Source organism: Streptomyces sp. NPDC005435, from assembly GCF_040703155.1.
GTDB lineage: Bacteria > Actinomycetota > Actinomycetes > Streptomycetales > Streptomycetaceae > Streptomyces.
Window position 1 is genome coordinate 445248 of record NZ_JBEXEQ010000001.1, and the last position, 12431, is coordinate 457678.

General features: G+C 70.8%; 8 protein-coding genes. 1 reads left to right on the forward strand and 7 read right to left on the reverse strand.

Features of this window, described 5'->3' with window-relative positions; all coding sequences use genetic code 11:
* Window positions 1-30 precede the first annotated feature (30 nt).
* From trxB to AB0898_RS02120, 6 genes are all read right to left on the reverse strand, one after another.
* A complete protein-coding gene (gene trxB / locus AB0898_RS02095) occupies window positions 31-1002 on the reverse strand; it encodes a thioredoxin-disulfide reductase (protein WP_366800874.1) in 972 nt (323 codons plus the stop codon).
* 157 nt (window positions 1003-1159) lie between these two features.
* Window positions 1160-2053, reverse strand: coding sequence for an anti-sigma factor (locus AB0898_RS02100; RefSeq protein WP_366800875.1), 894 nt, complete (start codon window positions 2051-2053; stop codon window positions 1160-1162).
* Window positions 2050-2775, reverse strand: a complete 726-nt coding sequence (gene sigM, locus AB0898_RS02105) for an RNA polymerase sigma factor SigM (RefSeq protein ID WP_366800876.1) — start codon at window positions 2773-2775, stop codon at window positions 2050-2052. The genes AB0898_RS02100 and sigM overlap by 4 nt, the downstream gene beginning before the upstream one ends.
* A gap of 26 nt (window positions 2776-2801) precedes the next feature.
* Entirely contained in the window at window positions 2802-4526 is a 1725-nt protein-coding gene (locus AB0898_RS02110) for a protein kinase family protein (RefSeq protein WP_366800877.1), read from the reverse strand.
* Between the two features lie 117 nt (window positions 4527-4643).
* A complete protein-coding gene (gene murJ, locus AB0898_RS02115; RefSeq protein WP_366800878.1) occupies window positions 4644-6908 on the reverse strand; it encodes a murein biosynthesis integral membrane protein MurJ in 2265 nt (754 codons plus the stop codon).
* A gap of 46 nt (window positions 6909-6954) precedes the next feature.
* On the reverse strand, window positions 6955-9321 hold the full coding sequence (locus tag AB0898_RS02120; protein WP_366800879.1) for a DUF6049 family protein: 2367 nt from the start codon (window positions 9319-9321) through the stop codon (window positions 6955-6957).
* A 252-nt stretch (window positions 9322-9573) separates the two neighbouring features.
* Here AB0898_RS02120 and AB0898_RS02125 point away from each other — a divergent pair, with 252 nt between their 5' ends.
* Window positions 9574-11016: a CCA tRNA nucleotidyltransferase gene (locus tag AB0898_RS02125; protein WP_366800880.1), complete on the forward strand. Its 1443-nt coding sequence runs from the start codon at window positions 9574-9576 to the stop codon at window positions 11014-11016.
* Between the two features lie 40 nt (window positions 11017-11056).
* On the opposite strand, the gene AB0898_RS02130 is transcribed toward AB0898_RS02125, so the two are convergent.
* Window positions 11057-12367 (reverse strand): MFS transporter, encoded by a 1311-nt coding sequence (locus tag AB0898_RS02130; RefSeq protein WP_366800881.1) that lies wholly within the window; start codon window positions 12365-12367, stop codon window positions 11057-11059.
* Between the last annotated feature and the right edge of the window lie 64 nt (window positions 12368-12431).

A 12431-nucleotide genomic window follows, 5' to 3' on the forward strand; every position in this document is an offset into this window, starting at 1 on the left:
CTGCTCGTACGGTGGGGGGGGGTGGGGAGGTCAGACGGCTGCGGTCTTCTCGGGCTCGGCCTCGTCGGTGTCCAGCAGCGCGGCCAGGTAGCGCTCGGCGTCGAGAGCGGAGGCGCAGCCGGTGCCGGCCGCGGTGATCGCCTGGCGGTAGGTGTGGTCGACCACGTCACCCGCGGCGAAGACGCCGGGCAGGTTGGTCCGGGTGGAGGGAGCGGCGACCTTCAGGTAGCCCTCCGCGTCCAGGTCCAGCTGGCCCTTGAACAGCTCGGTGCGCGGGTCGTGGCCGATGGCGATGAACAGACCCGTGACGGGCAGCTCCGAGATCTCGCCCGTCTTGAGGTTGCGGAGCTTGAGACCGGTGAGCTTCTGCTCGCCGAGGATCTCCACGACCTCGCTGTCCCAGGCGAACTTGATCTTCGGGTCGTTGAAGGCGCGCTCCTGCATCGCCTTGGAGGCGCGCAGGGTGTCACGACGGTGGACGATCGTCACGGACTTGGCGAAGCGCGAGAGGAAGGTGGCCTCCTCCATCGCGGTGTCGCCGCCGCCGATCACGGCGATGTCCTGGTCCCGGAAGAAGAAGCCGTCACAGGTCGCGCACCAGGAGACACCGCGCCCGGAGAGAGCGTCCTCGTTCGGCAGCGCGAGCTTGCGGTGCTGCGAGCCGGTGGCGACGATGACGGCCTTCGCGCGGTGGACCGTGCCCGAGGTGTCGGTGACAGTCTTGACTTCACCGGTCAGGTCGACCGACACGATGTCGTCCGGGATCAGCTCGGCGCCGAAGCGCTCGGCCTGGGCCCGCATGTTGTCCATCAGGTCGGGGCCCATGATGCCGCTCGGGAAGCCCGGGTAGTTCTCCACCTCGGTGGTGTTCATCAGCGCACCGCCGGCGGTGACGGCGCCTTCGAACACCAGAGGCTTCAGGGACGCGCGCGCGGTGTAGAGCGCCGCCGTGTAGCCTGCGGGCCCGGAGCCGATGATGATCACGTTACGGACGTCGCTCACGGCTTGTTTCCTCGTCTCTGGTCTGTGTCAGTCGACCGGTGAAAGTCCCTTTCGGGGCTCTCACCCCACCCAACCGATCCTAAGGGCCCCGCATTCCCCCGTTGTCTGGGCACACGGAGGCGGCTCGCAGGACGGCTTCGATGACGCTTGGCGGGGCTCAGTTGCGTGCGAGGGACTGCTTCAGCAGCACGGTGCCGGAGGAGGGGGCCCGGTGCACGGTGCAGGAGGCGTCCACGACATAGACCAGGACGCGCGAGCCGTCCGTGGTGTCGGGGAGCACGACCAGATAAGCCTTCTTGCCGGCGTAGGTGCCGGTCTTGGCGGCGAGGACGTCGTTGCGGGAGTCCACCGCCTGCCGGATGCAGTAGGGAACCGGGACGGCGGTCTGAATCAGTGTGTTCGCGCTCTGCGTCGGCCCGCCCGGGGACACCGTCGCACTCTCCTCGCGCGGCCGCTGTGTGCCCCGCTGAAGCCCCTTCTGCGCGGTGAGGAGACCTTTCACCTGGCTCTGCACGCTGGCGCCGGAGAACGTGGTGACGACCGGGGTGGGCTTGGTGTGGGCCGTGGTGTCGGGGGAGTCGCTGCCGAGCGACTGAAGAAGCAGCGACCCGGCTCCCACCACGGCGGCGGTGAGCACGGCGCCGAGCGCGACGGTCCTGCGACGGCTGCGGCCACGCTCCTTGCGCCCGGGGCCGGTCGCGGCGGACGATCGCCCGGCGGGACGGTCCGGCAGCGATGTTTCACGTGAAACCAGCTTCTCGGTTTCACGTGACTTCTCGGTTTCACGTGAAACATGCTGCGAGCCTTCCGCTTCGACGGCCAGGGCGGCGTCGATGCGGTCCGCCACGTCCTGTGGCATCGGAGACGGCTCCGGCATGCTGCCCAGCAGCGTCCGGATCTCCTCCAGGGACGCCTGGACATCGGCGCACGGCTCGCAGCCCGCCAAGTGCCGGCGGAGGTCCGCACTGCGGGTCGGTGGCAGGATGCCCTCGGCGAGGTCGGAGAGCTCGGTGACATCCGGATGCCCGGCCGTGTCTGTCGAGGACGTCATGCCCGTCCACCTCCGCCCTTCACGACGGCCGAATCGCCCGGTCCTGTGTTCCGTGAGCTGTCATCCGGAGAATCTGTCGCAGGTGGGACGGATGCCCCGTGCACCCGGTTCCGTCCTGGCGCGGGTTCTTTCCCCTCGCCCGGGGCGCCGGGACGCAGATGGGTGAGCAGTGGAAGAAGTCTGGCGCGGCCCCGGGCACAGCGGCTCTTCACCGTCCCCGTGGGCACGTCGAGGATGCGCGCGGCCTCGGCCACCGGATAACCCTGCATGTCCACCAGAACCAGGGCGGCGCGCTGGTCCTTGGGGAGTGTCCCGAGCGCCTGGACGAGCTGCCGGTGCAGGTCGTTCCGTTCGGCCGGGGCGGAGGCGGACTCGTGTGGCTCCAGCAGCTGCTCCAGCCGCTCCGTGTCGTCCACGGGTGTCGTCTTCCGCGAGGCGGTCTTGCGAGCGCGGTCCAGGCAGGCGTTCACCGTGATGCGGTGCAGCCAGGTCGTGACGGCCGACTGCCCTCGGAAGGTGTGCGCGGCCCGGTAGGCCGAGACCAGGGCGTCCTGGACCGCGTCGGCGGCCTCCTCGCGGTCCCCCAGCGTCCGCAGGGCCACGGCCCAGAGCCGGTCCCGATGCCTCCGGACGAGTTCGCCGAAGGCATCGGGGTCGCCGTCCACGTGCCGGGCGATCAGGTCCTGATCGCCCACTTCCTCGTATCCGGCGCCCTGCGCCATCTGCCCCCTCCGGCTCGGACGAGACGTCAGCCCGTGAATCCGACTTCGGTGATGGCCTGCTTGTAGCCCGCTTGGGAGTAGGAGGCCGCGTCGTAGCCGGACATCGGCATGGCAGTCAGCCACACGAGGACGTAACGCGTCTTCACCGGCTTGCCGGGCTTGACGGTGGCGGTCGTGCCCGAGGTGGTGACGTCGCCGATCCGCTTCATCGAATCCAGCGACGGCGGTGTCAGCGAGTCGGCCGTGTACAGCTCGACCGTGGTGTGGTCGCCTCCGTAGCGGAGCCCGATGGTGGCCGCGTCGAGTTTCTGGGCCGACCCGAGGTCGTACATGATGCCGACACCGGGCTTGAGGGCCACGATCGAGGGACCTTCGTTGAAGGACTTGGTCCGCCAGTACGTCGACGTGTTGCCGTCGTAGGTCTTGTCGACGTCTCCGGGGTGCTGGGCGTCGCCCTTGGCGATGAACTCCTGTGCGCCCTGGATCTTTATCGGCTTCGGGACCGCCTTGGCCGCGTTCTTGTCGCCGCTGTCCTGCGTCTGGGTGTTGTTGGTGTCCTTCTGCTTCTCGCCCTGGCCCACCAACGCCTCCGCCAGCTGCCAGCTGCCGAGACCGAGCGCGGCGATGAGAAGGGCGGAGACCGCCCACTTCAGTGCCTTGCCGGTACGGCTCTGCAGCGGCGCCGGCGGTTGCGGCGCGAGCGGCTGGGTGATGCCGGGACCGGCTGCGGGACGGCCGTAGGTGCCCTGCTGGTACGTGGTGCGCTGATACTCCGGCGGCGCCGTGAACGCGGGCTCCGGCGGGCGGATGCGGGGCATCTCGCCGATGGCCTTGACCAGTTCCTCCGGCGTGGTGCACGCGGACTCGTGCCGGGAAGCGGTGGCACCGTCGTTGACGAGCGCCCGCATCGCCAGCTCGGACAGCCCCCGGTGGACGCCCGCGCGCACCTGGTCGGGTGCGACGAGGCCCACGTCCTTGGGCAGTCCGGTGAGGCCATAGGCGTCGCTCTCGTACGGCCAGCGCTGCGTCAGCGCCGCGTACAGCAGTGCGCCGATCGCCTCGGTGTCCGTGCGCTGCGGGGTGTCGGAGGTGATGCCGCGCAGCGCGGCGTTCACGGCCAGCCCGCGGATGCGCCACTGCCCGGTGGAGGTGCGCAGCACGGCGTTGGGGTTCAGCCGCAGATGGGCCAGGCCGTCACGGTGTGCCGCCGCCATGGCGGACGCGATCTGACTGACCATCTGGTACGCGTCGTGCGGCTCCAGCGGCCCCGTGGCGAGCAGCGTCGTCAGCTCGGTGGCGTCGGGCAGCCACTCGTGCACGACATAGACGAGGTCGTTCTCCTCGACCGCGTCGAGGACCTGGACGAACCGCGGGTCGCCCAGGAGTGCCGCCGCCCGGGCGGCGGCCAGGACGGAACGCGCGCGAGGGTGCTGGGCCGGAAGGATGTGCACGCCGACGGCGCGACGAAGTTTCTCGTCGACCGCACGCCAGCTGCTGAATCCGTCCAGACGGGTGACGCACTCCTCAAGACGGTAGCGTCTGGCGAGCTTGTGACCGCTGTGCAGTTCCGGGGGTGCGGAATTCGTTCCGGTGGCCTCCGTTCCGCTGCTCCCCTGTACCTCGTCGCTGTCCGTGTCCAGCTCCGGGTTCTTGGCCACCCCGTCGGACGTGGACTGGCCCGCCTTGGCGGTCAGTGGCTGCTCGCCACTGTTGTCTGCCACGTCGACGGCAGCTGTGCTCCGTTCTGCCACCGTCGTCCCTGCCTCCCCATCCGTTGCACGCTGTCCGACGCCGAAACCAATTGTGCCCACAGTCCGCCGCTATGCACGACACGCGGCGGCGGACGATGGTTGTGCGCCTACCCCGCCTCAGCGTCCCAGACGCCCGCGGACCATTCCCACGAGCGAGTTGAGTTCTTCGATCCGCATCCTCCTCGCGGCGACGAAGAAGATCCCAAGCAATACCGCACCACCCACCACGAGCGCTACGAAGGAGCCGAACACACCCTGGCCCAGAGTGTGCCCGATGCCGTAGCAGGCCGCACCGCTGAGGAGGGCCGCAGGCACCGAGGCGATGCCCAGGCGCGCGTAGGTCCGCAGCACCCGGGAGCCGTCCAGATCGCCGCCCAGGCGCTTGCGCAACCGCCGCCAGGCGACACCGACACCGATGGCGTAGGCGAGACCGTACGCGGCCGCCATGCCCGCGACCGCCCAGCGGGACGGCAGCAGGACGAAACAGAGGGCCGAGGCGCCCGCGTTGACGACCGCGACGATGACGGTGTTGTAGAAGGGCGTGCGGGTGTCTTCGTACGCGTAGAAGGCGCGCAGGACGACGTACTGCACCGAGTACGGGATCAGGCCGAGGCCGAAGGCCATCAGCATGTAGCCCATGTTGGTGGCCGCGCCGGTGCCCGAGGAGCCGAAGATCAGCGTGCACATCGGGATGCCGAGCGACAGGAAGCCGAAGGCGATGGGCACGATGGCCACGGCCGTCGTCCGCAGGCCCTGCGAGATGTCGTCGCGGACCGCGCCGGCGTCGCCCTCGGCGGCCGAGCGCGAGATGCGCGGCAGCAGCGCGGCCATCAGGGACACCGTGATGATGGCCTGCGGCAGGCCCCAGATCAGCTGGGCGTTGGCGTAGGCGGCGAAACCGGTGCCCTTGGCGTCCGAGTCCTCGCCCGCGGCGGTGGAGAGCTGGGTCACGATCATCGCGCCGGCCTGGTTGGCGAGCACGAAGAGGACCGTCCACTTGGCGAGCATCGCGGCCTTGCCCAGGCCGTGGCCCTTCCAGTCGAAGCGCGGGCGGATACGGAAGCCCGTCTCCCGCAGGTAGGGGATCATCGCCAGTGCCTGCACGACGAGACCGAGCAGCACGCCGATGCCGAGCAGCCGCTGGCCCGCCGCCGGGATGTTGGCGACGGTCATGTGGGAGTTGGCCGAGGTGCCGTAGACCCAGATGAACGTGCCGAGCGTCACGATGATGACGATGTTGTTCAGCACCGGGGTCCACATCATCGCGCCGAACTTTCCGCGCGCGTTGAGGATCTGACCCATCACCACGTGAATGCCCATGAAGAAGATCGAGGGCAGGAAGTAGCGGGTGAAGGTGACCGCCACGTCGTCGGCCGCCGGGTTGGTCGCGACCGAGTCCGACAGCAGGCGGACCAGGAGCGGGGCGGCGAACATCGCGGCGCCCGTGAGCACGGCGAGGGCCACCATCACGAGGGTCAGCAGCCGGTTGGCGAACGCCTCGCCGCCGTCCTCGTCCTCCTTCATGGCCCGCACCAGCTGGGGCACGAAGACGGAGTTCAGGCCGCCGCCGACGGTGAGGATGTAGATCATCGTGGGCAGCTGGTAGGCGACCTGGAAGGAGTCGCCGAGGAAACCCAGGCCCAGCGCGGAGACGATCAGCGCGGAGCGGACGAAGCCGGTGAGGCGGGAGACCATCGTGCCGGCCGCCATGACGGCGCTGGAGCTGAGCAGGCCGCCCTTCTTGGGCGCGGCCGGGGCGGGGGCCGAGGCGGTCTCGGCGGGCCCCGAGGGGCCGGGCACCGGGGCGGCCGGCCGGCTGCGGTTCCCGGGCGCGGGAGGCTGTGTGCCGCCCGTTCCGGTCCGGCCGGGAGCCGGCGGCCCGGAGGCGGCCCGCGCGCCCGTGGCCGCGGCTGCGCCGCCGTGCTGCTGATCCTTCAGCAGATGCGCGAAGGCGTCCGGCTCGTGGTACTCCTCGCCCGAGTGCGAGACCAGGTCGTCCACGCCGACGAACTGGGTGGTGCGGGGGTTGTCGCCGTACGGCATGTGCTGGGTGGCGTCGCCGTCCGGCTCGGGGGCCGGGGTGTTGGCCCACACGCGGGGGTCGGGCGCGTACGGAGACTGGGAGGGCTGGGCGTACAGCGGCTGCTGCCGGTCGTAGGTGCCCGGCGGGGGCGGCGGGTGCGCGGCGCGGTCGTAGAGGGCCTCGGCGACCGGGTCCTGGGCGGACAGCTCGCGCTCCCGGTAGGGGTCCTGGTCGTAGGCGTCCTGGAGGTACATGTCCGCCGCGGGCTGCGGCGGCACCTGGCCCGGCTCGGGCGAGGTCTCGGGGTGGCCCGAGCCGGCGGCGCCCTGGCCGCGGTCACCGTCGTACGGCGCGTTCATGGTTACCCCACCTCATCGTCCCGGGCCACACCGGCCACGACATCGCTCAACGGTCCACTCTCTCACCCGTGCCGGACGGGTCGGCGCTTTCCGGTGCGGTGTCCGGTGAAGGGTCACTCGGCTGGTCCGGCGCGTCCTCTCCGGAAGGGGAGCCGGACTCCGCCGCGGGGCGGTCCTCGGGGGTGCCGGGCTGCTCGGGCGCGCCCTCGGTGCCCTCTTCGGCCGTGCCCTCCTGCTCGGCCTGGCGGGCCGCCGCGCGCTTGCGCTGGGTGTACATCCGGAACCCGGCGAGCACCAGCAGGAGCACACCGCCGCCGATGACCAGCATCACGGTGGGCGTGACCTCGGTGACCTTCACGTCGAAGGTGACGGGGTCGCCGTACTCCTGGCCGTCCTCGGTGTAGAGCTGCGCGATCACTCCGACGCGGCCGTTGGCGTTGGCCGAGGTGGTGAACTTGACGGACTGGCTGTGGCCGCCGGAGACGTCGACGCTCTGCTCGTAGTACGCCTTGCCGCCGATCTTCAGGCGGGTCGGCATGGTCGAGGTGAGCCGCAGGGACAGATGGCCGACGGGCTGTACGAGGTTGTTCTGCACGGTGACGGGGATGGTCGCGCTGCGCCCGGAGAGCTTGGTCTCCGACTTGTCGATCAGCTTGACCTGGTCCGCCAGGTCGTCGAGCCAGCCCTCCACACCGCTCCGGAAGCTGTTCCCGTCGGCGCGGTGGCCCCGCCACGACGTGGACATCCCGCGGTTTATGGCCCGCCCGAACGGAGTGACCACGCGGGACTGGTCCGTGAGGATCACCTGGAAGTTGTCCAGCTTGTCCTGCGTCCGCGCGATCTGCTCGAAGGCCGACTTCGGCAGCTCCTGCCTGCGCAGCGAGGAGGGGTAGGCGGACGTGGAGGGGATGCGCGTGGTGGCGTTCGGGTCGGGCTTGGCCTTGGCCGCCGCGCTCAGGTCCTGGGCCTCCGACCAGGTGCCGCTCTGCAGCGCCGTGAGCGCCGTGGCCATGGCCTGGGCCTGGCTCGCGGTGGGCGTGCGCTGGGGAGCGACCACGATGCTGCGCTGCTTGTCCGTCTGCGCGTTCACCTCAAGGCTCTGGGCCAGGAACTCCTGCACGGCGAGCGTGGAGGTGTCCGCCCTGGTCAGATCGCCCTCGAAGGCGGTGGACAGCCGGGCGTCGGCGACCACCGCGGTGGTGCCGCCGCCGACCGGGCGCGCGGCGGACGGCGTGTAGGACAGCCCCGAGCTCTCCCGGAGGCTGTCACTGCGGGCGATCACCCGGTCCGCGCCCGCCGAGGTGGCAACCTTCATGATCGACGGGTCCACGGCGCCCTCGACGGGCCACGCGAACTCGGTGCTCGGCGTGACATGGAGCACGGTCTTCACGGTCAGGGCCGCGACGTCGGTCGCGTCCTTGAGGTGGCTGAGCGAGCCGCTGACGCGGGTTCCGGTGTGGGCGAGCGACGCCAGGTCCGGGTCGCCGAAGGGCAGCGCGACGACCTCCTCGCCCGTGACGGCCTTCTGGAGGTCGGCCAGCCACTGGCGGGCGATCTCCTGGTGCTCGCGGGGGCCGGGCGTGCTGGTGTCGCCGGACGCGTCGATCCGGTAGCCCTTCGCCATGGCCTCCACGGAGGCCAGCAGGTCGGGGTCGATCACCCAGGTGATGTCCAGGTCCTTGCCCAGCTCCACCATCTGCGCGAGCCGGCCGCCCGGAGCGATCTCCTCGGCCAGCTCGTCGTTGCGGAAGACCGGCGTCTGCGACTCGCCCGCGCCGGTCCGCGCGGTCATGTGGACGGAGGAGATCAGCGGCCACAGGAACGTGGTCTTGGTGGTGGTGTCGGCGTCCGACGGCTGCCAGGGCAGGAAGGTCCGCTCGACACCGAGCACCTGGTCCCAGGGCCGTGCCGGGGTCTGGCCGGACACGGCGACCCCGAACGTGTAGACGCCGTCGCCCTTGAGGTCGAGCTTGTCGACCGGGACGGAGATGCTGAAGTGCTCGGCGATACCGGGGATGAGCTTGGGGAACTTCTCCGTGTACTTGCCGCCGACCTCGGTCCCGGTGCCGCCCTGCGTGGACCGCGGGTGCCGGGCGATCGCGTCGACCGCCGAGCGCGTGTTCAGTAGCGGGCCCACCCGCAGGCCGACGTGGGCGCCGGTCACGGTCTGCCTGCCGTTGTTCGTGACGGTGCCGGTCACGGTCACCGTGTCGCCGTCCGTCGGGGCGCTGGGACTGAGCGAGTCCAGCGAGACGGAGACCGAGTCCGACGGCGCGGCCTGCGCGGGCGACGCGGTGGAGAACTGGAGCAGTCCGGCCACCAACGGCGCGCCGGCGAGCAGCGCCCCGGTGCGCCGCAGCCACCGGCGGGCAGGTGAGGCACTGGTCCCCTGGAAGTCTGCCGCCTCGGCCACGCGCTAACCCGTCTCTCGTCGTCAGTGGGCGTCGGAATGTGCGTCCCCGCATGGTAACGATGACCGCTGAGGGGAAGTGCCGCGGACCGCTTCCCAAGATCGGGTACGGCGATGTCCTGTCCCCTATATCCACTATCGGGCCGAGCAGTGGCGTACGCCGCAGAACTGCTCCTTGTACGGGTATGCCGGACGGGGACGGTGCCGGGTCGAGGAGGAGCGGCCGGCCGGCCGGGCCACGTACCCTTTTCTGTTGTGCCGAACCCCAACGAAGACACTCCCGCTGCCCTGAGCCAGGTGCAGCAGCGCGCGGTGAGCGAGCTGCTGCGGGTGGCTCCCGTCGCCGACGACCTGGCCCGCCGTTTCCAGGAAGCCGGGTTCTCACTCGCCCTGGTGGGCGGCTCGGTCCGTGACGCGCTGCTCGGCCGGCTCGGGAACGACCTGGACTTCACCACCGACGCGCGCCCCGAGGACGTCCTGCGGATCGTCCGGCCGTGGGCCGATGCCGTATGGGAGGTCGGGATCGCGTTCGGCACGGTCGGCGCGCAGAAGGACGGCTACCAGATCGAGGTCACCACCTACCGGTCGGAGGCGTACGACCGCACCTCGCGCAAGCCCGAGGTGTCGTACGGCGACTCCATCGAGGAGGATCTGGTCCGCCGCGACTTCACGGTGAACGCGATGGCCGTCGCGCTGCCGGAGAAGGACTTCATCGACCCGTACGGCGGGCTGGACGACCTCGCGGCCCGCGTGCTGCGCACCCCCGGTACGCCCGAGGAGTCCTTCTCGGACGATCCGCTGCGCATGATGCGGGCGGCCAGGTTCGCCGCGCAGCTGGACTTCGAGGTGGACCCCGGTGTGGTCGCCGCGATGACGGAGATGGCCGGACGGCTTGAGATCGTCTCGGCCGAGCGGGTCCGGGACGAGCTGAACAAGCTGATCCTCTCCGCCCACCCCCGCAAGGGCCTGACCCTCCTGGTGGACACGGGCCTCGCCGGGCATGTCCTGCCCGAGCTTCCGGCGCTGCGCCTGGAGCGGGACGAGCACCACCGGCACAAGGACGTCTACGACCACACGCTGATCGTGCTGGAGCAGGCGATCGCGCTGGAGGAGAACGGCCCCGACCTCACGCTGCGGCTGGCCGCCCTGCTGCACGACATCGGCAAGCCGCGCACGCGCCGCTTCGAGAAGGACGGCCGGGTCTCCTTCCACCACCACGAGGTGGTCGGCGCGAAGATGACCAAGAAGCGCATGACGGCCCTGAAGTACTCGAACGAGCTGGTCAGGGATGTCTCGCAGCTCGTCGAGCTGCATCTGCGTTTCCACGGCTACGGCACCGGCGAGTGGACGGACTCGGCTGTGCGCCGCTATGTCCGTGACGCCGGCCCGCTGCTGGAACGCCTGCACAAGCTGACCCGCTCTGACTGCACCACGCGCAACAAGCGCAGGGCCTCCGCCCTGTCCCGGGCCTATGACGGCCTGGAGGAGCGCATCGCCCAGCTCCAGGAGCAGGAGGAGCTGGACGCGATCCGCCCGGACCTCGACGGCAACCAGATCATGGAGATTCTGGGCGTCGGCCCCGGCCCTGTCATCGGCCAGGCGTACAAGTTCCTGCTGGAGCTGCGGCTGGAGAACGGCCCGATGGAGCACGAGGCGGCGGTGGCGTCGCTCAAGGAGTGGTGGGCCGGGCAGAACTGAGGCCGGCCGAGCCTCCGTGTTTCACGTGAAACACGGACTTTCAGCGCAGGGGCGGTGTTTCACGTGAAACACCGCCCCTCGCGCCGTCCGGACGCCAGGGGGTGCGGTACATCGCCACGGCGACCGCGCCGTACAGACAGGCGACGAGGACCACGAGCGCCGGTGAGCGTCCGTCCGCCGGGAGGATCAGGGCCGCGGCCGCGGCGGCACCGACGAAGGCGATGTTGAAGAGAACGTCGTAGACCGAGAAGACCCGGCCCCGGAAGCCGTCCTCGATGGACTCCTGCACGATCGTGTCCGTGGCGATCTTGGCGCCCTGGGTGGTCAGGCCCAGCACGAAGGCCGCGATCATCAGAGGGACGGCGGCGAAGGGCAGGCCGAGGGCCGGCTCCAGCACCGCCGCGCCGCCCGCGCACACAGCGATCCAGCGCCCCGGTCCGATCCGCCCCGCCGCCCATGGAGTGACCACGGCCGCCGCGAAGAAACCCGCGCCTGACAAGGCCAGTGCCAGTCCGAGCAGGCCGAGACCGTCGCGCGGGGTCGTGGCGAGGCCGTACCGGCACAGCATGAGCAGCAGGACGAGCAGCGCGCCATAGCAGAAGCGCATCAGGGTCATCGACGTGAGCGCCCGGGCGGCGTCCCTGCGGTCGGGGGCGGAGAGGTACCGGACGGCGGCGAGCAGGTCGCGTGCGGTGTCCGCGAGCGCGGCGCGCAGGCGGGGGTGGGCCGGCGCCCGGTCGGGGCCGAGCCGGCCGGGCGCCAGGCTCAGGGCGGTGAGGCCCGCGCACAGGTAGAGGACCGCGCCCGTCAGCACGACGGTGGCGTCCGAGTCCGGGCCCGTCATGCGGATGAGGAAGGCGAGTCCGCCGCCCGCGGTCGCGGCGAGTGTCCCGGCGGTCGGGGACAGCGAGTTGGCCAGCACCAGGCGGTCGGCGTCCACGACACGGGGCAGTGCGGCGGACAGGCCCGCGAGGACGAACCGGTTGACGGCCGTGACGCACAGCGCGGAGGCGTAGAAGAGCCAGCCGGGTGCCCGGGTGACCATCAGGAGGGCGGTGGCCGCCGCCAGCAGGGCGCGCAGCGCGTTGCCGTACACGAACACCTGACGGCGCCGCCAGCGGTCCAGCAGCACTCCGGCGAAGGGGCCGACCAGGGAGTACGGGAGCAGCAGCACGGCCATCGCCGAGGCGATCGCCCCGGCCGAGGTCTGCCGCTCGGGGGAGAAGACGACGTAGGCGGCGAGGGCGACCTGGTAGACGCCGTCGGCGCCCTGGGAGAGCAGGCGGACACCGAGCAGGCGCCGGAAGTCCCGGACCCGCAGCAACCGGTGCAGGTCCTGGGCGACGGGCATGGGAGACAGCCTCACACATGCGGAAGGTCCCCGGGAGATGACCCCGGGGACCTTTCGCGCCCTG

Excerpts from the sequence above, each read along its gene's own strand:
- AB0898_RS02100 (WP_366800875.1), bottom strand. The coding sequence starts at position 2,053 with ATGACGTCCTCGACAGACACGGCCGGGCATCCGGATGTCACCGAGCTC.
- sigM (WP_366800876.1), bottom strand. The coding sequence starts at position 2,775 with ATGGCGCAGGGCGCCGGATACGAGGAAGTGGGCGATCAGGACCTGATC.
- murJ (WP_366800878.1), bottom strand. The coding sequence starts at position 6,908 with ATGAACGCGCCGTACGACGGTGACCGCGGCCAGGGCGCCGCCGGCTCG.
- AB0898_RS02130 (WP_366800881.1), bottom strand. The coding sequence starts at position 12,367 with ATGCCCGTCGCCCAGGACCTGCACCGGTTGCTGCGGGTCCGGGACTTC.